Source organism: Variovorax sp. CF313, assembly GCF_000282635.1.
GTDB lineage: Bacteria > Pseudomonadota > Gammaproteobacteria > Burkholderiales > Burkholderiaceae_C > Variovorax.
Genome location: NZ_AKIW01000167.1, coordinates 1 through 20,135 on the forward strand (window position 1 = coordinate 1; position 20,135 = coordinate 20,135).

19 protein-coding genes are annotated in these 20,135 nt (G+C 65.6%); 8 read left to right on the forward strand and 11 right to left on the reverse strand.

Translation table 11 applies throughout. The annotated features are described in order from the left end of the window. Positions 1–19: 19 nt before the first annotated feature. From PMI12_RS26745 to gcl, 3 genes are read right to left on the reverse strand one after another with little or no spacing between them, the layout of a single operon-like run. Positions 20–928 (reverse strand): 2-hydroxy-3-oxopropionate reductase, encoded by a 909-nt coding sequence (locus PMI12_RS26745; RefSeq protein ID WP_007839011.1) that lies wholly within the window; start codon positions 926–928, stop codon positions 20–22. A 23-nt stretch (positions 929–951) separates the two neighbouring features. Beyond that, positions 952–1,737 carry a hydroxypyruvate isomerase gene (hyi, locus tag PMI12_RS26750; protein ID WP_007839013.1) on the reverse strand — a complete coding sequence of 262 codons (786 nt, stop codon included), beginning with the start codon at positions 1,735–1,737 and terminating at the stop codon, positions 952–954. Between the two features lie 20 nt (positions 1,738–1,757). Continuing rightward, entirely contained in the window at positions 1,758–3,548 is a 1,791-nt protein-coding gene (gcl, locus tag PMI12_RS26755) for a glyoxylate carboligase (RefSeq protein WP_007839014.1), read from the reverse strand. 113 nt (positions 3,549–3,661) lie between these two features. On the opposite strand from gcl, the gene PMI12_RS26760 reads away from it, so the two are divergent. After that, entirely contained in the window at positions 3,662–4,567 is a 906-nt protein-coding gene (locus PMI12_RS26760; protein ID WP_007839015.1) for a LysR family transcriptional regulator, read from the forward strand. 22 nt (positions 4,568–4,589) lie between these two features. Here PMI12_RS26760 and PMI12_RS26765 read toward each other — a convergent pair whose 3' ends face one another. The 3 genes from PMI12_RS26765 to PMI12_RS26775 all read right to left on the reverse strand — a co-directional run bounded on the left by PMI12_RS26765 (position 4,590) and on the right by PMI12_RS26775 (position 7,807). Beyond that, entirely contained in the window at positions 4,590–6,086 is a 1,497-nt protein-coding gene (locus PMI12_RS26765) for a carotenoid oxygenase family protein (protein WP_007839017.1), read from the reverse strand. 13 nt (positions 6,087–6,099) lie between these two features. Beyond that, complete coding sequence (locus tag PMI12_RS26770; protein WP_007839018.1) at positions 6,100–6,537, reverse strand: DUF2141 domain-containing protein; 438 nt, start codon at positions 6,535–6,537, stop codon at positions 6,100–6,102. 166 nt (positions 6,538–6,703) lie between these two features. Next, entirely contained in the window at positions 6,704–7,807 is a 1,104-nt protein-coding gene (locus PMI12_RS26775; protein ID WP_007839020.1) for an AI-2E family transporter, read from the reverse strand. 444 nt (positions 7,808–8,251) lie between these two features. Between PMI12_RS26775 and PMI12_RS29530 the strand changes: the two genes are divergently transcribed. From PMI12_RS29530 to PMI12_RS26785, 3 genes are read left to right on the forward strand one after another with little or no spacing between them, the layout of a single operon-like run. Next, on the forward strand, positions 8,252–8,980 hold the full coding sequence (locus PMI12_RS29530; protein ID WP_007839022.1) for a hypothetical protein: 729 nt from the start codon (positions 8,252–8,254) through the stop codon (positions 8,978–8,980). Continuing rightward, positions 8,916–11,183, forward strand: a complete 2,268-nt coding sequence (locus PMI12_RS26780) for an RHS repeat-associated core domain-containing protein (protein ID WP_237726183.1) — start codon at positions 8,916–8,918, stop codon at positions 11,181–11,183. Before PMI12_RS29530 ends, PMI12_RS26780 begins: the two co-directional genes overlap by 65 nt. A 2-nt stretch (positions 11,184–11,185) precedes the next feature. After that, positions 11,186–11,569, forward strand: coding sequence for a hypothetical protein (locus PMI12_RS26785; RefSeq protein WP_007839025.1), 384 nt, complete (start codon positions 11,186–11,188; stop codon positions 11,567–11,569). Between the two features lie 362 nt (positions 11,570–11,931). Here the strand turns inward: PMI12_RS26785 and PMI12_RS26790 are convergent, their stop codons facing one another. Together PMI12_RS26790 and PMI12_RS26795 are read right to left on the reverse strand one after the other, a co-directional pair. Then, positions 11,932–12,639, reverse strand: coding sequence for a GntR family transcriptional regulator (locus PMI12_RS26790; RefSeq protein WP_007839027.1), 708 nt, complete (start codon positions 12,637–12,639; stop codon positions 11,932–11,934). Positions 12,640–12,662: 23 nt separating this feature from the next. Then, positions 12,663–14,003, reverse strand: coding sequence for a C4-dicarboxylate transporter DctA (locus PMI12_RS26795; protein ID WP_007839028.1), 1,341 nt, complete (start codon positions 14,001–14,003; stop codon positions 12,663–12,665). Positions 14,004–14,252: 249 nt separating this feature from the next. Between PMI12_RS26795 and PMI12_RS26800 the strand changes: the two genes are divergently transcribed. Further along, positions 14,253–15,296 (forward strand): DMT family transporter, encoded by a 1,044-nt coding sequence (locus tag PMI12_RS26800; RefSeq protein WP_007839029.1) that lies wholly within the window; start codon positions 14,253–14,255, stop codon positions 15,294–15,296. Positions 15,297–15,557: 261 nt separating this feature from the next. On the opposite strand, the gene PMI12_RS26805 is transcribed toward PMI12_RS26800, so the two are convergent. Genes PMI12_RS26805 through PMI12_RS26815 form a run of 3 tightly spaced genes read right to left on the reverse strand, consistent with a single transcriptional unit; the run spans position 15,558 to position 17,713 of the window. After that, positions 15,558–16,772, reverse strand: a complete 1,215-nt coding sequence (locus tag PMI12_RS26805) for an L-dopachrome tautomerase-related protein (protein WP_007839030.1) — start codon at positions 16,770–16,772, stop codon at positions 15,558–15,560. 42 nt (positions 16,773–16,814) lie between these two features. After that, a complete protein-coding gene (locus PMI12_RS26810; protein WP_007839032.1) occupies positions 16,815–17,108 on the reverse strand; it encodes a putative quinol monooxygenase in 294 nt (97 codons plus the stop codon). 14 nt (positions 17,109–17,122) lie between these two features. Continuing rightward, positions 17,123–17,713, reverse strand: coding sequence for an SDR family NAD(P)-dependent oxidoreductase (locus tag PMI12_RS26815; RefSeq protein ID WP_272943567.1), 591 nt, complete (start codon positions 17,711–17,713; stop codon positions 17,123–17,125). A 122-nt stretch (positions 17,714–17,835) separates the two neighbouring features. Between PMI12_RS26815 and PMI12_RS26820 the strand changes: the two genes are divergently transcribed. The 3 genes from PMI12_RS26820 to PMI12_RS26830 all read left to right on the forward strand — a co-directional run bounded on the left by PMI12_RS26820 (position 17,836) and on the right by PMI12_RS26830 (position 20,134). Further along, positions 17,836–18,741 (forward strand): LysR family transcriptional regulator, encoded by a 906-nt coding sequence (locus PMI12_RS26820; protein WP_007839034.1) that lies wholly within the window; start codon positions 17,836–17,838, stop codon positions 18,739–18,741. A gap of 394 nt (positions 18,742–19,135) precedes the next feature. Then, positions 19,136–19,414, forward strand: a complete 279-nt coding sequence (locus tag PMI12_RS26825) for a phage integrase family protein (RefSeq protein ID WP_007839035.1) — start codon at positions 19,136–19,138, stop codon at positions 19,412–19,414. Between the two features lie 69 nt (positions 19,415–19,483). Beyond that, positions 19,484–20,134 carry a hypothetical protein gene (locus PMI12_RS26830; protein ID WP_007839036.1) on the forward strand — a complete coding sequence of 217 codons (651 nt, stop codon included), beginning with the start codon at positions 19,484–19,486 and terminating at the stop codon, positions 20,132–20,134. Position 20,135 lies beyond the last annotated feature (1 nt).

Genomic DNA, 20,135 nt, shown 5'->3' on the forward strand with positions numbered 1-20,135 from the left:
AGCCTGGGGGAGAGCCTGGTCAGTCCGGGGTCACCGTGTGCTGCGCCAGCGCCTCCAGCGCGCGCACCAGCGCCGAGTGGTCGAGCTGGCCGTAGCCCAGTGCAGCGCAGGCGTTCATGAGCTGCGCCGCGCCGGCCGTCTGCGGCAGCGCCACGCCCAGCGAGCGCGCGCTCTGCATCGCGAGGTTCAGGTCCTTCTGGTGCAGCGCGATGCGAAAGCCCGGCGCGAAGGTGCGCTTGATCATCCGCTCGCCGTGCACTTCGAGGATGCGCGAGCTCGCGAAGCCGCCCATCAGCGCCTGGCGCACCTTGGCCGGGTCGGCGCCCGCCTTCGAGGCGAACACCAGCGCCTCGCCCACGGCAGCGATGTTCAGCGCCACGATGATCTGGTTGGCCACCTTGCAGACCTGGCCGTCGCCGGCGCCGCCCACGAGCGTGACGTTCTTGCCCATCTTGTCGAGCAGCGGCTTCACGCGGCCGAAGGTGCCTTCGTCGCCGCCGCACATGATCGTGAGGCTGGCGGCTTTGGCGCCCACCTCGCCGCCGGAGACCGGCGCGTCGATGTAGCCGGCGCCGAGCGCGACGATGCGCCTGGCGAAGTCCTTGGTGGCGATCGGGTCGATGGAGCTGCAGTCCACCACGATCTTGCCGCTGGAGCCCTTCAGGCCGTCGGCCACGCCTTCGGTACCGGGCGCGCCGAACAGCACCTTCTCCACGTCGGGCGTGTCCGGCACCATGATGAAGACCACGTCGGCCTGGCGCGTCACCTCGGCGGCCGAGGCGCAGATGGTGGCCTTCGAGATGAAGGGCTCGGGCGTGTTGCCATGCGTGTTCACGAAGAGCTGGTGGCCCGCGTCGAGCAGGTGCCCCGCCATGGGCGCGCCCATGATGCCGAGGCCGATGAATCCGATTTTTTGCTGGGTTGTCATGTCTCTGTTTCCTTGTCCGATGCTTATTGCTGTTGGGTGAGTGCCTGGCGCCATCCGAGGCCTTCGACGGTAGTGGCGCGGGGCTTGTATTCGCACCCGATCCAGCCGTCGTAGCCGAGCGAATCGATGTGCCGGAAGAGCCACGGGTAGTTGATCTCGCCCGTGCCCGGCTCGCCGCGGCCCGGGTTGTCGGCCAGCTGGATATGGCCGATGCGCGGCAAATTCTTCGTGAGCGTGTTGCCCAGTTCGCCTTCCATGCGCTGCGCGTGGTAGATGTCGTACTGCACGCGCAGGTTGGGCGAACCGACTTCGTCGATCAGCGCCAGCGCCTGGTCGGTGCGCGTGAGGAAGAAGCCCGGTATGTCGAAGGTGTTGATGGGCTCGATCAGCAGGCGCAGGCCGGCCGCTTCGAGTTCGCGTGCGGCGAGGCGCAGGTTCGCGACCACCGTCTTGTGCGCGGCCTCGGTGGTCACGCCCGCGGGCACCTTGCCGACGAGGCAGTTGACCTGCGGGCAGCCGAGCGCGGTCGCGTAGTCGATCGCCATGGCGATGCCCTCGGCGAACTCGCCGGTGCGGTCGGGGTGGCAGGCGATGCCGCGCTCGCCCTTGTCCCAGTCGCCGGCCGGCAGGTTGTGCAGCACCTGCTGCAGGCCGTTGTCGCGCAGGGCGGCAGCGAGTTCCTTCTTCTCGAAGGGGTAGGGGAAGAGGTACTCCACGCCTTCGAAACCCGCCTTGGCGGCGGCCTCGAAGCGTTGCATGAAAGGCAGCTCGGTGAAGAGCATCGTGAGGTTGGCTGCGAACTTGGGCATGTCTTTTCTCTTCCTTCTTTTCAGTCGAGCAGGGCCGCGACGGCGGTCGGCGCATCGGCCAGCGTCTCGGCCAGCGGCTCGAACTCGGTGATGTTGTCGATCTCGGTGCCCATCGCGATGTTGGTCACGCGCTCCAGCATCACCTCGATCACCACCGGCACGCTGAACTCCGCCATCAGCGCTTCGGCGCGGCGGATGGCCGGTGCGATCTCTTCCTGCCGGTTCACGCGGATCGCCTTGCAGCCCAGGCCTTCGACCACTTTGAGGTGGTCCACGCCGTAGCTGCTCTCGATGCCGGCGTCAGGGCCGGCGTTGATGTTGTCGAACGCGAGCTGCACGCAGTAGTCCATCTCGAAGCCGCGCTGCGCCTGGCGGATCAGGCCGAGGTAGGAGTTGTTGACCACGATGTGGATGTATGGCAGCTTGAACTGCGCGCCCACGGCCAGCTCCTCGATCATGAACTGGAAGTCGTAGTCGCCCGACAGCGCGACGATCTTGCGCGCGGGGTCGGCGGCGCGCACGCCCAGCGCGGCCGGAATGGTCCAGCCCAGCGGGCCGGCCTGGCCGCAGTTGATCCAGTGGCGCGGGTTGTACACGTGCAGGAACTGCGCGGCGGCGATCTGCGAGAGCCCGATGGTGCTCACGTAGCAGGTGTCGTTGCTGAAGTTGTTGTTCATGCACTGGTACACGCGCTGCGGCTTCATCGGCACTTCGTCGAAGTTGGTCTTGCGCAGCATGGTCTTCTTGCGCTCGATGCATTGCCTGGCCCAGTCGCGGCGGTCGGGCAGGCGGCCGGCGGCCTTCATTTCCTCGGCCACTTCGACAAAGAGCTGCAGCGCGGCCTTGGCGTCGGAGACGATGCCGAAGTCGGGCGTGAACACGCGGCCGATCTGCGTGGGCTCGATGTCCACGTGCACGAACTTGCGCCCCTTGGTGTAGACATCGACCGACCCGGTGTGGCGGTTGGCCCAGCGGTTGCCGATGCCGAGCACGAAGTCGCTCGCGAGCATCGTCGCGTTGCCGTAGCGGTGGCTGGTCTGCAGGCCGCACATGCCGGCCATCAGTGGATGGTCGTCGGGAATTGCCCCCCAGGCCATCAGCGTGGGAATCACCGGCACGCCGGTGGCTTCGGCAAAGCGCACCAGCAGGTCGGCCGCATCGGCGTTGATGACGCCGCCGCCGGCCACGATCAGCGGGCGCTCGGCCGCGTTGAGCATGCCGATGGCCTTCTCGATCTGGGCGCGCGTGGCGGCCGGCTTGTAGGGCTTGAGCGGCTCGTAGCTGTCGATGTCGAACTCGATCTGCGCCATCTGCACGTCGAAGGGCAGGTCGATCAGCACCGGGCCCGGGCGGCCCGAGCGCATCAGGTGGAAGGCCTGCTGGAACACCTGCGGCACCTGGCCGGGCTCGCGCACCGTGACCGACCACTTGGTGACGGGCTTGGAGATCGACTCGATGTCGACCGCCTGGAAGTCTTCCTTGTAGAGCCGTGCGCGCGGCGCCTGGCCGGTGATGCAGAGGATGGGAATCGAATCGGCCCAGGCCGAGTACAGGCCCGTGATCATGTCCGTGCCCGCCGGGCCCGAGGTGCCGATGCACACGCCGATGTTGCCGGCCACCGCGCGGGTGTAGCCCTCGGCCATGTGCGAGGCGCCTTCGACGTGGCGCGCCAGGATGTGCGCGATGCTGCCGCGCTGGCGCAGCGCCGAATACATCGGGTTGATCGCCGCACCCGGCACGCCGAAGGCCTGCGTCACGCCTTCCTTCTCCATCACCAGAACCGCGGCCTGGACCGCTGTCATCTTTGCCATTGTGAAGTCTCCTTTGGGATGGGCTCACTGTAGGAATCCGGGCGGATTCCAAGAAGACGGCTGCGGACCATAAAACCTATTCCAGGCTGGAATAAGTGACTACCATCCGGCCCATGGACAGATTGCTTGCAATGGAAATGTTCGTGCGCGTTGTCGAGATGGGCAGCTTCTCGCAGGCCGCGCGCGAGTTCAACACCACGCAGCCCACGGTGACCAAGCAGATCGCGGCCACCGAGGAGCGGCTGAAGGTGCGCCTGCTCAACCGCAACACGCGCGGCGTGAGCCTCACCGAGCCGGGCGCGCTCTACTACGAGAAGTGCAAGACCATCGTGCGCGAGGCCGAGGAGGCCGACAGCATCGTGCAGCTGCGGCAGAACCAGGCGCAGGGGCTGCTGCGCGTGGGCACCTCGGTGGCGTTCGGGCGGCGCGTGGTGGTGCCGCTGGCGCTCGAGTACATGCGCCGGCATCCGCAGGTGCAGCTCGACCTGAGCTTCGAGGACCGCTACGTCGACCTCATCGCGCAGGGCATCGACGTGGCCATCCGCATGGGCAAGCTGGCCGACTCGTCATTGGGCGCGCGCTACCTGGGCGCCAATCCGTGGGTGATGGTCGCCTCGCCCGCCTACCTGAAGAAGCACGGCACGCCGAAGCGCGCGCAGGACCTCAGCGCGCACGTGGCTCTCATCTACAGCAGCGTGGTGGGCGACGAGTTCTGGCGCATGCACACGCCCAGGGGCGAGCCGGTCACGGTGCCGGTATCGGGCCGCTTCCGCTCGAACAACCTCTCGGCCGTGCTGGCGGCGGCGCGCGACGGCCTGGGCATCGCGCTGATGCCGCGCTACGTGGCCAGCGACTCGCTGGCCGCCGGCAAGGTGCGCGAGGTGCTCGGCGACCATGCGCTGCCCGAGCAGGAGATACACGCCGTCTTCCCGTCGCCCAAGCTGGTGCCGGGCAAGGTGTCGGGCTTCGTGGCCTTCCTGCAGGGGCGCTTCGACGAAGGCTGGTGGGCGGCGGCCTGAGCACCAGGCCCACCGGCACGCTTCACGTCGCCACGAAGGCACCGTGCAGGCCCAGCGGCAGGGCGTAGGGCAGCGTGGCCTGCGCCACCGGTCCCGCCGCGAGGTTGTCGGCCGCGAAGCACGACAGCACCGTCTTCTGCCTGCCGAAGTCGAGCACTGTGCCCAGCACCCAACCCGGCTTCGAGCCGTCGGGTACGAAGACGTGTTCTTCCACCATGGCCTGCGCGCCGTAGCTGTAGCGCTGGCTGCGGCCGGTCTCGACGTCGGTGCGCGCGATCGAGCCGAAGCCGGGCAGGTCGCGCCGGATCTGCGTGGCGTGCACCACCTGGCGATGGCGCAGGCCGACGCGGCGCGGGTCGATGCGTGGGAACTCGGCTTCCTGCGCCAGCGTCTCCTGCGTGGCGCGCTCCGTGGACAGGTTCAGCGTGGCCACGGTCAGGTGCGGCTCGGTGGTCTTCACGCGGCGAGCGCGCATCAGTTCGCGGCTGGTGACGAACACCGAGCCGGCATTGTCCGAGCGCACGTAGTCGATGTGGATCTGCGTGCCGCGCGGCGTGTCTTCCTCCCAGGCGTTGCCGACGTGGAACAGGAAGCCGGCCGGCAGCGCGAGCACCTGGCGGCGCTCCCAGTTCCGCTTGTCGATGACCAGCGCGCGCATGCCGAGCTCCGGCCGCCAGACGTGGGCGTCGAGAAAGCTCGCGCCGGCGGCCTTGCGCTTGCTGTCGTAGACCAGCGGCGGCAGCAGGAACACCAGGTGCCGTTCGGTGACGGCGAAGTCGTGGACCATCGGCATGTCGGCCACCGGCACCACGGCCGCGCGCCGCAGCGCGCCTTCGGGTGCGATCTCGTACAGCGCCAGCAGGCCCTGGCCCGAACTCACGCCGAAATTCCACACCGTGCCGTCCGGATCGACCTTGGGGTGGGCCGAGAACGGCATGCCCGCGAGGTCGGCGCGCCAGGTCTTCACGCCCAGCGTGTCGAGCGTGAGCGCGTCGATGCGCGTGGCCGAACCGCCTTCCCATAGCGCCAGCACCTCGCCGCGCATCGGCAGCACGCTGGTGTTGGCGACGTTGATGCTGTCGGCAGAGGTCGGCGGCTCCACGCCCGGCGGCATGGTGCCGAAGGCCTCGAACAGGCGGCGGCCGGCCTTCACTTCGGCCACGCGCTTGGGCGTGGCGACATAGCGGCCCTGGTGCCGCACGTCGGCACCCTCGATCACGAAGCGGTGCACCATGCCGTCGCCGTCGAACCAGTGGTGGTAGCGCTCGCCGCCCAGATCGTGGCCGGCCGGGCCGATGCGGAACAGTGTGCCCGCCACGGCATCGGGGAAGCGTCCGCGCACCGTGGCGCGGGTGAGCGGGAAGTCGTCGGCAGGCGTGGCGAAGCTGGTCTTCCAAGGGGCGCCGGCAGCTTCGAACTGAGTCTGCCAATCGTCCGTGCCGGCTGCGCGCGCCAGCGGTGCCAGCAGGGGCAGGGCGCCGGCCGAAACCAGCAGGCGCAGGAGTTCGCGTCGTTCCATGGCGTCCTGCTCCTCAGCGCAGGTGGATGACGGCCTGCAGGTCGGCGTCGACGGCGATCGCGGCGGCCTCGAAGTCGGGCGCGGCGCGGTTGCCCTTGGCGTCGTTCGAGAAGCCGTAGCGCTCGATCGGCATGCCCATGAGGTTGGTGTCGAGCTTGCCGTTGCCGTTCTCGTCGGCGAATGCGCGCAGCGCGTAGCGTCCGGGCGCCAGCCCCGCGAACACGAGGCGGGCCTTGCCGTCCTGCATCGGCGCGGTCTGCGAAGCCACGGCCTTGCTGTCGGCGTAGCTGGCGGCGTCGCTGTACAGCGCGACGTAGAGCGTGGCATTGGCGGTGGGGCCGTCGGCGACGCTCAGGCCCAGGTCGGCGGCGAAGGCGCCGGCGGGCAGGAGGATCGCGGCGGCGCACAGGGCGTGCACGGCCGGGCGGGACATGAATGCGGGAAGTTGCATGGCGGGCCTCGTTGGAAGTTGGAGGTCCGACGATCTCGCAGGCCGGGCACGGTGCCCAGCGCCATGTGACGAAACGCAGGATTGCGCGCGCGAAATGCGCGCGGTGGGGATGAAACGGGAGCGGAACGGGGCCGAACGGAGGAGCGGGCGGGTGCCCGTGCCTGCCTCAGCCCTTCTTCTTGCCGCTGTTCTCGGCGCCTTCGGCCGCCTCGTGGCCGTTGCCCACGTGCCCCGAATCGGCGAACAGGCTCCACGCCGCCATGAACAGCGCCGCGATCACCGGCCCGATCACGAAGCCGTTGATACCGAAGATCGCCATGCCGCCGATGGTCGACATCAGCACGATGTAGTCGGGCATCTGCGTGTCCTTGCCAACCAGCACGGGGCGCAGGATGTTGTCGACCAGGCCGATTACGAACACGCCCACGAAGATCAGCACACCGCCCTGCCAGAAATGGCCCGTGGCCAGGAAGTAGATGGCCACCGGCCCCCAGATCAGCGCCGCGCCCACGGCGGGCAGCAGCGACAGGAAGGCCATCAGCACCGCCCACAGCAGTGCACCCTGCACGCCGAGGAACCAGAACGCCAGCCCGCCGAGCGCGCCCTGCGCGACGGCCACCGCCACGTTGCCCTTCACGGTGGCGCGGATCACGGTGGTGAACTTGTTGAGCAGGTAGTGCGTGTGCGGCTTGGCCAGCGGCACCGCGTCGCGCATCGTCTTCGACAGCGTTGCGCCGTCGCGCACCAGGAAGTACAGCAGGTACAGCATCACGAAGAAGCTGACGATGAAGTCGAAGGTGTTCTGGCCGATGGCGAGCGCCTGGCTCGCGATGATCTGGCTGGCCTGCCCGGCGGCGGCCGAGATGCGCGCCTGCCAGGCTGCCATGTCGCCGAGGTCGAAGCGTTCGACCAGGTTCAGCAGCCACTGCGGTGAGGCGTCCAGGATCTGCTGGAAGTAGGCCGCGAAGTTGAGCTGCCCGGAACGGATGCTCTGCGTGACCAGCGCGATCTCCTGCACCAGCGAAACGCCCACCATGGCCAGCGGCAGGATCACGATGAACAGGCAGATGGCCAGCGTCGACAGCGCCGCGAAATTGGGTTTGCCGCGCATCTTCTTCAGCAGCCATTTGTAGAGCGGCGTGAACAGGATCGCCAGCGCCACGCCCCACAGCACCGCGCCGAAGAACGGCATCAGCACCCAGAGGAAGGCGACGGTCACGGCGGCGAGCAGGGCGAGGAACACGCCGCGCTGGAGTTGGGGTGAGTTCATAAGTGTCTCGGACTGTAGCCGAGCGTAGCGGCGGCAGAAGCCGTCCGCCAGCTGCGGCTCGCTCGATCCATCGAGGATCTGCTTTCCTGCGTTGGGAATATCGAGATAAATCGCACCAAAGCTCGCTCGTTTATTTCAGATGGCCGCATTCGCGTCAGCTTGCGTTCTAGGATTGCCTGCAAAAAATAAAAGAGGGAGGTGAGCGTGAGCTCAATTTGCTATTCGTGCAGAACGAATTGCCCCCGGATTCTTGTCGTATCTGCATGCATTGATTCGGCAATGGTCCTGCACGTCCGGATTCCGATCCCGTCGGCAGAGGCGCCGTAACTCCGCAAGCCGGCAGCCCGATTGCACAGCCGGTTCCGCGCGCAGGCGCGGCCGAGCCTCTTTCCTTTCCCAATTGATTTTCACGACATAAACAGACGCAGTCAGGGAGACTGGACAATGGGACCAGGCACGCCGCAGCGGCCACCATCGGGCACACATCAAGGCCAGCCCGCACCGACATCGATTGCCGAGCGCGAGCCTCAGACGGCCGTCGCCCCGCTGAACACCATCGCCAAGGAAGATATCGCCGCCGCGAGCAAGGTGGTGGACGAATGGCTGCGGTCCTTCACCGGCGGCTACGTCACGCTCGATCGGCTGACCACGGTGCTGGGCAGCATCCCCATCGTGGGCAACATCATGGCGCTGGTGGATGTGTTTCTCGACATCGTCACCATCCTCGAGAAGAAGTCGACCGATGCCGTCACCAGGTTCCTGAACTGGGCCAGCCTGGGCATCAATCTCATCGGCCTGATTCCTGCACCGCCCACCATGGCCGCAGCGCGCATGAGCCTGCGGCCCACGCTGCACCTGGTGAAGCAGGAACTCATGCATGGGGCCAGGAATCTTGGCGAGACCATCGTCACCACGCTCGTGGGACACCTGAATGCGTCCATCGTCGGGGAGCTGGAGACCTTCATCGACGGGGCCATCGCCAGGCTCTCGCACGCGGTATCGCTACACGACGGCGGACGAACCGGGGAAGGCCACCGCCGCAGCGAACGCCAACCGTCCGGGCCGACTCGAGGAAATCACCCTGCCAGACAACAGCAGCGAGCATTTCGTGCACGACGCCGAGGGACGCCTGCTTGCGCACACCGATGCGCTGGGGCGCAGGACGAGCTATGACTACACGCGCTCCGGTCTCGTGTCCAGGCGCACCGATGCGGCCGGGCACACGCTCAAATACCGCTGGGACCTGCTGGGATGCTTGAGCGAACTGCATAACGAGAACGGCAGCAGTTACGACTTCCGCTACGACCCCGTGGGCCGGTTGCTGGAAGAAACCGGCTTCGACCGCAAGACCACACGGTACCGCTATGACGAATCCACGGGCGTGCTGTCGGAAGTGGTCGAGGGCGAACACACCACGCTGCTGCAATTCGACCCTGTCGGCCGCCTGACCGAGCGCAGCGCCGGCGGCGTTGCCGAGAGCTTTGCCTACGATCGAAACGGCCGATTGGTCGAGGCCGGCAACAGCGACGCCAAGCTGCAATGGTTCTACGACCCCGCGGGCAACCTGACGCGCGAGCATCAGCACTACCTGGAGGGCGCTCGCACCGCGGTCTGGCAGCACGGCTACGACGAACTCAATCAGCGCATCGCGACCATCCGCCCAGACGGTCACGTCACTCGATGGCTCACCTATGGCTCTGGCCACGTGCACGGATTGCTCGTCGACGGGCAAGACACCCTGGGCTTCAAGCGCGACGACCTGCACCGCGAGATTGCGCGCGAGCAGGGCAACGGACTCACACAGGAGCAGCACTACGATCCGGCCGGCCGATTGCTGGAGCAGCAGATATCCCAGACCGGGCGCGGCGCCCTCGGAGCCACCGGCATTCGCCGCAGCTACCAATACGACAAGGCTGGCCAGTTGATCGCCATCGGCGACAGCCGGCGTGGCAACCTCAGCTACCGCTATGACCCGGTAGGGCGACTGCTCGAAGCCAACAGCCGCTTGGGACGGGAGACGTTCGCGTTCGATCCAGCGGGGAACATCGGCAACCCCTCTCCAGACGCGGAAGGCGCCGCTCAACCGGCGGGCCGCATCACCAATCGTGTTGCCGTTCGCCCGGGCAGTGACGGCCGCAGCATGGCAGGCAAGCTGATGGACAACCTGCTGAAGGACTACGCCGGCACCCGCTACAAGTGGGATGAGCGCGGCAACCTGATCGAGCGCAGCCGCAACGGCGAAAAGACGGTGTTCACCTGGGACGGCTACAACCGCATGCGCAGCGCCGAGACCTTCGGCGAAACCACGAGCTTCAGCTACGACCCGCTGGGCAGGCGCATCGCCAAGCGCACGCGGCATGCCTGCACCTTGTTCGGCTGGGACGGGGACACGCTGGCGTTCGAGAGCACGCAAAGCACAGAGGGTTGGCGGGAGCACGCGTGGCGTGGTGACAGCGTTCACTACATCCATGAACCCGGCTCGTTCGTGCCGCTGCTGCAGATCAGGCAGGCGCAGGCAGTCGTGTTGAGCCAGACGACGGATGTGAAGGCGCTGATGGCCGACAACGGCGGGCGCTACGACATCGAACTGGACCCGCTATGGAATGGCGAAAAAAGTCGAACGCCTGCGCCATTCGGCAAGGAAGAAATCGCCTTCTACCAGTGCGACCATCTGGGCACGCCGCAAGAGCTGACGGATCATGAGGGGCGTGTGGCGTGGTCGGCGGGCTACAGGGCTTGGGGAGAGGCTAGGCAGGCGATCAGTGAGGCGGGGAGGAAAGCGGGGTTTCGGAATCCGATTCGGTTTCAGGGGCAGTATTGGGATGAAGAGACTGGGTTGCACTACAACCGGTATCGGTATTACGACCCGGCGAGCGGGCGATTCATCTCTACGGATCCGATTGGCTTAGAAGGTGGCATCAACGTCCATCAGTACGCATCGAATCCCCTTGAGTGGATTGATCCACTAGGCTTGGCCGGCAACCGGGCTAACCGGCGCGCAGAGAAAATCCTACAGGGCATAGATGCTAGAGGAGGGGGGCATGCGAACTCTCGGCATGGGGCCCAAACCACGATGCAGCAACAGGAGCATCGGGCGAGGACTGGTATCCCCCCGGATAACCCGTGCCCGAGGCGACCTCGCCCAGTTGACTCGACTCGCTTTTTAAGTCACGTTGATCAGCTCGACGCCATTCAGCGTGCGATTCAGAAAATGAACCAAACTGGAGAAAACGAGGCGACGGTCGATATGGGACGTGTGATAGGTGAGGGATACAGGGCAGGAGGCGGTTGTCCCGAGACCACTACGCAAGCGACCGTCTATCGAGGTAGGAACGGAGAAATTCGAACGGCATTTCCGCAACTTCCAACACCTTAAACATGCAAATTTTCCCTGACTACATTTCCAAGTTGAATTACTTCTTGCACATCATGAGCGATGACGAGCTGGATGATTTCTATATCAACGATGGAGGCTGCCGCGCCAAGCTGTTTGATGCGATGAAGGCTGACTTCGACCGTTTCGGACCGGAGAGCCAACAACGAGTGCTGGATGCGATCGAGTTCATCCTGTCATCGGGCAATATCGAAAAGTACTGGCGCTCGGTGGTGCCTCATGAGGTGCCGCTAGACGAAGTGGAAGACAAGCCGGGCTACTTGCACTCGCTTTATGAAAAGCTGACGGGGCATGCACCGTCGTCAAGAGGATTTGGGTCTGACGTGGAACTAGTTTATGGACGTCACAGCATTGACGTCCGCCTTTGATCGCGACATATGCCAGCGGTTCTTGTGTGTCTGAGAGGGCTCCAACCACTTGTATCGTGAAGCCCACGGAACTGCTAAAGCGACGCTGAGCGTTTCCCCTCTCTTGTCTTGGCGAGTTTCCGGCCGCACGACTTGCCGGCCGCAACGCCGCACCCTGGAGAGGTTGGAAGACTAGGCGAGCCGCCGCAACAAGTGGAATGAACGGCAACCTGATCGAGTGCAGTCGATGGTGATAAGGCGGTTTTCACTAGGATGTTGGCTGGCGCTTTGAGCGAATGGATCGATAGCCTGAAATAGGCAAAGCCATTTAACTGGCGTTGCTTACGGCCGTACCAGCGTTGCGGGGCGCAAACCCCCGCGACTCACCGCCGCGCCCGCGGCAACGCCACCGGCGCCAGCGTAACCCTCAGCCTGCTCGTCGCATCCGGCTCCGCCGCAGCATCCACCTCCAGCGCCCGCTCGACATTGCCGATGTGCTCCAGCATCAGCCGCCGCGCCCCGGCCGTATCCCCGGCCTCGAGCGCCGCGACGATCGCCCCATGCTCCGCACAGGACTGCCCGGCCTCGTGCTTCGACTGATAGAGCGTGGCCGCCAGGGTGGTGCGCGCCGTAAGGTCGCGCAGCACGTCGACCAGCAGCTGGTGCCCCATCTGCTCGGCGAGGCAGACGTGGAAATCGGCCAGCAGGAAGGCGCGTGTTGCGGCGTCGGCGCCTTCGATGGCGCGCTGCTCGTCGGCGATGTGGTCGCGCAGCTTGCGGATCACCTTCGCGAGCGGCCGGCCTTCGCTGGCCTCCAGGATGCCGGCTTCGACGATGCGCCGCGCCGAGAAGGCGTCGCGTGCCTCTTCGGCCGAAGGCTCCACCACGTACCAGCCGCGGCGCGACTGCACTTCGACAAAACCGCGAGCCTGCAGCTGCATGAGCGCCTCGCGCACCATGGTGCGGCTCACCGAGAAGTTCTCGGCCAGCGCCTGCTCGCCCAGCCGTTCGCCCGGCGCGAGCTTCTGCGCGAGGATGGCCTCGACGACGCGTTCGGCGATGACGGTGGGGCTGACGTCCGGGGCGGGCATGTCTGTCGGGGTTCTTTCTTTTTTCAGCGGGCGCCGGAAGAGGCGGTGCTGGGGTTTACCACGGGCGCGGCATCGGCTTCAGCCAGCGGCTCGTCATCGGGCGAATAGCTGCCGTTGAGCACCGCATGGGCGCGTTCGCGGTCGATGTCGCCTTCCCAGGCGGCGATGGCCACGGTCGCAACGCAGTTGCCGATCAGGTTGCCCAGCGCGCGGGCGATGCCCATGAACCAGTCGACCGACAGCACCAGCACCAGACCGATGGCGGGAATGGCAGGAATCGCGTGCAGCGTGGCCGCCAGCACCACGATGGCCGAACCCGGCACGCCGTGCGCGCCCTTGGAGGTGACCAGCGCGATCGCCAAAATGGTCAGCAGGTCGGCCATCGAGATCGGCGTGTTGGTGGCCTGTGCGATGAACACGGCCGCCAGCGTGATGTAGATCGAGAAAGCGTCGAGGTTGAACGAGTAGCCGGTCGGGATCACGAGGCCGACGGTCGAATCGCGAATACCCATGCGGCGCAGCTTGGCCATGATCTGCGGCAGCACGCTGTCCGACGAGGTGGTGGCGAAGACGATGGTGAGCTCCTCGCGCAGGTAGCGCAGCAGCTTGATCAGGCTGAAGCCCGACATGCGCATCACGAGCCCGAGCACCACGAACACGAAGATCAGCACCGCGCCGTAGAAGAGCGCGACCAGCATGCCCAGTTGCTTGAGCGAGCCGATGCCGTACTGCCCCACGGTGAACGCGATGGCGCCCAGCACGCCCAGCGGCGCCAGCTTGATGATGATCCCCATGATCTTGAACAGCACCAGTGAAAGCGCATCGACCACCACCGCCACCGGCTTGCCGCGATCGCCCAGCAGCGTGAGCGCGCAGCCGAACAGCACCGCGAACAGCAGCACTTGCAGCACGTCGCCGGTGGCGAAGGCATTGACCACCGTGGTCGGAATGAGCTTCATCAGGAAGTCGACCGTGCCGCCGCTCGTGAGCTTGTCGGCGTTCGACGCATAGGCGCTCATCGCGGTCGCATCGAGCTTGGAGGGATCGACGTTCATGCCCGCGCCGGGCTGGAACACGAAGGCCAGCACCAGGCCCATCGCCAGCGCGATGGTGGTCAGCACCTCGAAGTAGATGAGCGACTTCACGCCCACCCGGCCCACGCGCTTGAGGTCTCCCGCGCCGGCGATGCCATGCACCACCACGCAGAACACCAGCACCGGGATGATCATCTTGATCAGCTTGATGAAACCGTCACCGAGCGGCTTGAGCTTGACGGCGTACTCGGGCGCCAGGAGCCCCGCGAGCACGCCGAGCACCAGCGCGATGACCACCTGACCGAAAAGCGATTTGGCGAAGCGGGGCATGGAAGTCTCCTGTCTGTCTTGTCAAGTTTTGCATGCAAGCAATGCCTTTTCTTGCATACAAGAAATGTAGGCAAGAAGACTTCGGGGGGACAGAGGGTATTCCCGGGCACAAGCCTTCTGCCCACGGGGAATTAAGTCGTGGACCGGGATGCATCTGCGCCTTGGGCGCCACCGTCTGGCACCGTGCTGGGCTACAGCAATCTCTGGACTGAATGGTCACGAGGCCCCTCAATCCGCTACAAACGCAGCATGAGCATCCTGTTTCACCGCGGCGTCAGTGCCGCCCTTGGCGCGGCAGCGCTCTTTGGCGCCGGTACACCCTTCGCGAAGCTGTTGCTAGCGCATGCCAGCCCTTGGCTGCTCGCCGGGGTGCTCTATTTGGGCTCGGGTATCGGTCTGTTGATCTGGCGGCTTGCGTCGCGTGCCCCGGCCGTGCGGCTCCAGCGTGCCGAAGCGGGCTGGCTTGCCGGCGCCATGATTGCAGGCGGCATGCTGGGGCCGCTGCTGCTCATGACGGGCCTGGCAGGCATGGCGGCCGCCGATGCATCCCTGCTGCTCAACGCCGAAGGGGTGCTGACCGCGCTGATCGCCTGGTTTGCTTTCAAGGAGAACTTCGATCGCCGCATTGCCTGGGGCATGGTCGCCATCGTCGCTGGGGCCGTGGTCCTCAGTTGGCCGAGCGAAGCCCGTGCGGGCGCCCTCTGGCCATCGCTGGCGGTGCTCGGCGCCTGCCTTGCCTGGGCCTTGGACAACAACCTGACGCGCAAGGTGTCGGTGACCGACGCCTCGTTCATCGCCATGACCAAAGGACTGGTGGCGGGGGCTACGAACCTCGCGCTCGCAGTGGCCACCGGGGCCAGTTGGCCCTCTGCAGTTGTTCTCGCAAGCGCCGGCGTCCTGGGCCTGCTGAGCTACGGCACGAGTCTGGTCCTGTTCGTGATCGCACTGCGACACCTTGGAACCGCGCGGACCGGCGCGTACTTCTCGGTGGCACCTTTCTTCGGCGCCGTTGTGGCGATCGGGCTGCTGGGCGAACCGTTCACCCTTCAGCTCGCGCTGGCCGGCGTACTGATGGCAATCGGTGTCTGGCTGCATCTGACCGAAAGCCATGGCCACCTCCACATGCATGAGCCACTGGAGCACTCTCACGAGCACGAGCACGATGAGCACCACCAGCACGCCCATGCCGACGGCACACCGGTTGCGGCGAAGCACGCGCACTGGCACCGGCATGAGCCGGTGGTGCACGCTCATACGCACTATCCCGATGTTCATCATCGACACACGCACTGAGACGAGAAACAGGCGCAGGCGGTCCTGTTCCTGCGCAATGCGCTGGCTTATTGCGCGCGCTTGGGCATCACCGTGAAGCGCCTGCCGACGGACTTGACGCTCCACACCTGGAGGGGGCAAGTCCACGACTTTGTTTTTTTGCCTGCTCTTTGCCGCACTGTGTGATCAACGACTTACGCGTCTTCTGGTCCAGTAGTTCGTTCCTCATGGGCAGCCTTCACGCAGGCGCCTCGCATCCGGCACCTCCAAGCCGCCGTACTTTCAGTTGGCCTTGGTCTTCCGGCCGTTGAGCGGTAGACGCCACAACTCATAGCGCTCCTCGCCGCTCTTGACCGAACCGGCGAAGTGATTGTTCAGTGCGCTCGAAGTGAAGACCAGGTCTCCATCCGGAAGGATCGCGGGCGTATCCGGCCACTGAACGCCGTCGTCGGATGCGATCAGCGACATCGTGCGGCTGCGTGGGTCGTACTTCACGATGCCGTTGCGGGTGACGTCCGTGATGTAGAGCCTGCCCTTGGTGTCGGTCACGATCCCGTCGGTGTTGCCGCCTACTGCGCCGAGATCGCGGATGGCTGAGGCGATCTGTTCATCGCTCGACGCCGCATCGCGCAAGACCGATGTCGGGACCGAGCGCGCGCGCGTTCCCGTCGTCACTGTCCAGTACAGCGTGCGCGCATCGGGCGACAGCGTGATGCCATTGATGCCGAGCAGCAGCGGGTTGCCCGGCCAGACTTCCGCGCCGTGGGAGACGACCTTGACGCCGGGTTCGATCTGCAGGCTCGGGTGCCTGTCGAGCACGCGTCGGGCCTCGCCTGAGGCGAAGTCCACGACGATCAGGCCCACCATATTGGCGGGTGCGCTGCGCATGCCGCTGTCGGAGATGTAGGCGATGCGGCGGCGCTCGTCCACGGCGATGTCGTTGAGGAAGCTGCCCTTGCGGTCGGCCACGCCGTCCAGCGCGATGCGCTTCACGGTGCGCCCCGACTTCAGGTCAAGCACCAGCACTTTCTGGGCACCTGCGGGAGCCTCGGCCTCACCGGCAACGAAACCCATGTCGAGCGCCCACAGCCAGCCGTTCCTGCGGTCGACATGGAAACCGAGCACGTTGCGCAGGCTGTCCTGCGGCGCAGTAGCCACGGCATTGCCCGAAATCGAAGGAAATGCGGTCAGCCGTGCGGGACCGGTCTCCGCCCGGGTGTCGAGCCTGCTGAGTGTTGCAGGCGCAGACGCCGACACGAGGCGTGGCGTGCTCACGTAGGCGGTGCCTCTTGCATCGAAGTGCAGGCCGGCGATGGGCGCGCTGACCGAGGTGGCGAACGGGGCCGGGTCCTTGCCATCCTTCGAGGGCTCCCAGCTCACGCCGGCGTAGCTGCGCCAGCGCTCGAGCGGAAGGCCGTCCGCCGCGTGGGCGGCTTGCTGGTGATGGAGGAGGGCGGCCAGCGCGAGGGCCGCGAATCGAAATGAATGATGGCGCATGATGAAACCTGATGTGAAAAGAAATGGCTGGGCAAGCCGCTGTCAAGCCACCTGGCGCAGCTGCAGAAGTTCAAAGGCCCCGATCAAAGGACCCGCATTGGCGCGGAACGCGTCCATGTGGCCCCCGCGCATGTGGCGCTCCCAGGATGTCCGGTCGAGCCACCGTTCGAAGAACACGACCCTTCCAGGTTGATCGATGGCCTCATGGAGTTCGTAGCTGATGCAGCCCGGCTGCTCGCGTACGACCTGAACCAACTTCGCCTGGGCCTGGACGAGCGCTCTTTCGTGACCTGGCTTGGCTTGAACGAGTGCGATGATGACGAGATCGTTGGGCATGCTGGATTTCCTGTTCAAAGGATCGAGCGGAAGGTTCCGCCTTCGACGCGCACGGCGGCGCCGTTCGACGCCGCGCCCAAGGGGCTCGCAAGCAGTGTCACCATGGCCGCGATCTCGTCGGCTTCGATCATTCGTGCGATCAGGGAACTGGGCCGGTAGGTCTGGAAGAAGTGGGCCTCGATCTCGGCGTCGGTCATGCCGGCCCGCGGCGCCGTCTGCCGCAGGTAATCCACGATGCCTTCCGAGCGGGTGGCGGAAGGCAGCACGCTGTTGACGGTGACGCCGGTGCCCTTTGTCAGTTCGGCCATGCCGCGCGACACCGCGAGCTGTGCCGACTTGCTGACGCCGTAGTGCACCATGTCCGGCGGCGTGAAAGCGCCGACCTCGCTCGACATGAAGATCACCCGGCCCCAGTTCTTCCGGAGCATGCGCGGGAAATAGTGGCGCGACAGGCGCACGCCCGACATCACGTTGACGTCGAGCATCCGAAGCCAGTCTTCGTCGGTGATCTCGGGATGGCGGTCTTGCCCTTGAGTTGCATGTCCATGGTGGGGTTCCTGTTGGCTATTACTTGAGGCGCTTGGGCATTTCGTTGGCCACGCCAACCGCCGAGGCAGGGTTCTGGCCCGTGGCGAGCTCGCGGTCGCAGCGATGACTTGAATGTATTGATTGCATTCGCGGGGATAAACTGGCCTTCGAGGAAAATATTTATTCTCGAAAGGACCAAATGAGTCGCAGATTCGATCACCTCGGTGATGTGGAGGCCTTCGTCACGGTGGTCGAGAAGGGATCGATGACGACGGCCGCGGTTGCGCTGGCCACGACGCCATCAGTGCTCAGCCGGGCGATCACGCGCCTCGAGGCGCGCTTGGGCGTGCAATTGCTGCGGCGAACCACCCGGCGCCTGAGCCTGACCGAGCAGGGGCGGCTGTACCTGGAGCACTCGCGCGCGGCCTTCGCGCTGATCGACGAGGCCGAGCGCACGGTGCAGGGACAGGGCGATGAGTTGAAGGGCAGCGTACGGTTGAGCGCCCCCACCACCTATGCCCATCATCGATTGCCTGCGTTGCTGCAGCACTTCTCGGCACAGCATCCGCAGGTGCGTATCGAGTTGAACATCACCAACCGCAACGTAGACCTCGTGGCAGAGGGCTACGACCTGGCCATCCGGATGGGCAGCCTGCCGGACAGCGGACTGGTCGCGCGCAAGCTCGAGGACGCAGCCATGTGCCTGATCGCCGCACCGAGCTATATCGCCCGCGCCGGGGCGCCGGCAGGCATCGGCGACTTGGCGCGGCATAGCTGCCTGGCTTTCGTGATGCCCAGCACCGGGCGGGTGTCGCCGTGGATCCTGCGGGCGGATGGACGCGACGTCGATTGGGTGCCGCAAGGCGGCTTGCAGGTATCAGACGATGTGCTGGGCGTGGTCACGCTCGCCCAAAGCGGCCTTGGCATATGCCAGACCTATGACTTCATCGCGCAGGATCTCATTGCGCAGGGGCGAGCCGTCGAGGTCCTGGCACCGGCGCGTGGTCGCTCGCGGCCGTTTTCGGTAATCTATGCACCGCATCGGCGGCTGTCGTCCGCATCGAGGGCGCTGATCGATTCGCTTGTCGCGACCACATGCGAATAGTCACGGTGCCTGGAAGTCCGCGAGTCCGACTCGTCTCGACGCCGAGGCTCTCGCAACGCCAGCTTCCGCAGGCTTGGCTGATCAACGGTTTGCATGTCTTTGGGTCGACCGGTTTGCTCTCCGTGGGCAATAAAGGAGGAGCAACAGGCTCTTCTGCGGTAAACCCTGATCGGCTGCCAGACACATGTCCAAGGATCGGACACGCAATTTGTCTGAATGACTTGCATCAGCCAGCCGGCCATTCAGAATTCCCTTGCGGATCAAGGCCTGGGCAGCTGGCACGCCCCGTGCAAAGTACAGCCCATTCCAATCCACCCCGGCCAGTGCGCTCGCCGCGATGCGCGGGCTCGCAAGCGCGCAGGGGGCGGTACACGTTGCGCAGGAAGAAGACCCCATGGACACACCGCAAGCGCGCCGAAATGCGCCGCAAGCCCACGACAGCGTTGCAGCCTGGTTCGAACCGCTGCTGTCCGAAAGACTTTCACAGGCGGGCTTCGGCACGCTGAGGCAGCTGGTGCGGCGCATCAACGACGCGGGCATGACCTGGTGGTATCCGGTGCGAGGCATCGGCGTCAGGCGCGCCGAACGCGTCGTGCAGTGGCTGCATGAACAGCAGGAAAGCACAGGCATGGAAGTGAGCCTGCCGGCGCACGGGCGCCGCCATGCGCCTTGACTGACGGCTCGCTCGGCGCCCCCGACCCATCCGGATAATGGCGCCCTTCGTATCAGCAGCAAGGCAAGGATGAGCGCCGCGGATTTCCTTTTCTCCCCCGAAGTGCAGAAACTCCTCACGGTGCTGTACGCGGCCCCCGATCAACAGTTCCCGACGAGCGAGCTTGCACGTCGCTCGAAACTGGCCGAGGCCGAAACGGCCCTCACCGTGGACCATCTCGTTCGCAGCGGCATCGCGAAGCGGCAGGCGGCGAAGGCAGACCAGGCCGAGACGGTCCAGGTCGATCGCTCCTTCGTCTTCCACGACGAACTCCGGAGCATCGCGCTGAGATCGTTCGCCGCGGCAGAGCCGATCCGCTCCATGCTGCGGTCCAGGTTCAAGGACTCGGTCGTGCGTGCGTTCGTGCTGGGAGAGGACGCACAGGGCACCGTGGAACTGCTCGTCGTGCACGGCCAGCTGGTCCCGGACGAAGCCGCGATGGCAGCGGCTTGCCAGAAGCTGTCGAAAACAATGGGCCGGCACCTCAAGGTGCACGTCATCCCGCTCGGGAGGTTCAACGACATGTCACCGCGCGATCCGTTGTCTTCCAGGATCTCGGCAGCCACCGTGCATGAGATCGTCGCGCTGGGGGACACCAAGGCAGCGCTGCCCGTCGAACGAGGCGGCCTCTTGCAGGCGGCCAGGAAGAAGTTGGCGACGCTGGCCAGGCCGTCTGCCTGAC

What these genes read in the sequence shown, in the direction of transcription:
- PMI12_RS26800 (WP_007839029.1), top strand. Translation starts at nt 14,253, where the DNA reads ATGAGCATCCTGTTTCACCGCGGCGTCAGTGCCGCCCTTGGCGCGGCA.
- PMI12_RS26830 (WP_007839036.1), top strand. Translation starts at nt 19,484, where the DNA reads ATGAGCGCCGCGGATTTCCTTTTCTCCCCCGAAGTGCAGAAACTCCTC.
- PMI12_RS26785 (WP_007839025.1), top strand. Translation starts at nt 11,186, where the DNA reads ATGCAAATTTTCCCTGACTACATTTCCAAGTTGAATTACTTCTTGCAC.
- hyi (WP_007839013.1), bottom strand. Translation starts at nt 1,737, where the DNA reads ATGCCCAAGTTCGCAGCCAACCTCACGATGCTCTTCACCGAGCTGCCT.
- PMI12_RS26745 (WP_007839011.1), bottom strand. Translation starts at nt 928, where the DNA reads ATGACAACCCAGCAAAAAATCGGATTCATCGGCCTCGGCATCATGGGC.
- gcl (WP_007839014.1), bottom strand. Translation starts at nt 3,548, where the DNA reads ATGGCAAAGATGACAGCGGTCCAGGCCGCGGTTCTGGTGATGGAGAAG.
- PMI12_RS26770 (WP_007839018.1), bottom strand. Translation starts at nt 6,537, where the DNA reads ATGCAACTTCCCGCATTCATGTCCCGCCCGGCCGTGCACGCCCTGTGC.
- PMI12_RS26765 (WP_007839017.1), bottom strand. Translation starts at nt 6,086, where the DNA reads ATGGAACGACGCGAACTCCTGCGCCTGCTGGTTTCGGCCGGCGCCCTG.
- PMI12_RS26795 (WP_007839028.1), bottom strand. Translation starts at nt 14,003, where the DNA reads ATGCCCCGCTTCGCCAAATCGCTTTTCGGTCAGGTGGTCATCGCGCTG.
- PMI12_RS26790 (WP_007839027.1), bottom strand. Translation starts at nt 12,639, where the DNA reads ATGCCCGCCCCGGACGTCAGCCCCACCGTCATCGCCGAACGCGTCGTC.
- PMI12_RS26760 (WP_007839015.1), top strand. Translation starts at nt 3,662, where the DNA reads ATGGACAGATTGCTTGCAATGGAAATGTTCGTGCGCGTTGTCGAGATG.
- PMI12_RS26775 (WP_007839020.1), bottom strand. Translation starts at nt 7,807, where the DNA reads ATGAACTCACCCCAACTCCAGCGCGGCGTGTTCCTCGCCCTGCTCGCC.
- PMI12_RS26805 (WP_007839030.1), bottom strand. Translation starts at nt 16,772, where the DNA reads ATGCGCCATCATTCATTTCGATTCGCGGCCCTCGCGCTGGCCGCCCTC.
- PMI12_RS26825 (WP_007839035.1), top strand. Translation starts at nt 19,136, where the DNA reads ATGGACACACCGCAAGCGCGCCGAAATGCGCCGCAAGCCCACGACAGC.
- PMI12_RS26820 (WP_007839034.1), top strand. Translation starts at nt 17,836, where the DNA reads ATGAGTCGCAGATTCGATCACCTCGGTGATGTGGAGGCCTTCGTCACG.
- PMI12_RS26810 (WP_007839032.1), bottom strand. Translation starts at nt 17,108, where the DNA reads ATGCCCAACGATCTCGTCATCATCGCACTCGTTCAAGCCAAGCCAGGT.
- PMI12_RS29530 (WP_007839022.1), top strand. Translation starts at nt 8,252, where the DNA reads ATGGGACCAGGCACGCCGCAGCGGCCACCATCGGGCACACATCAAGGC.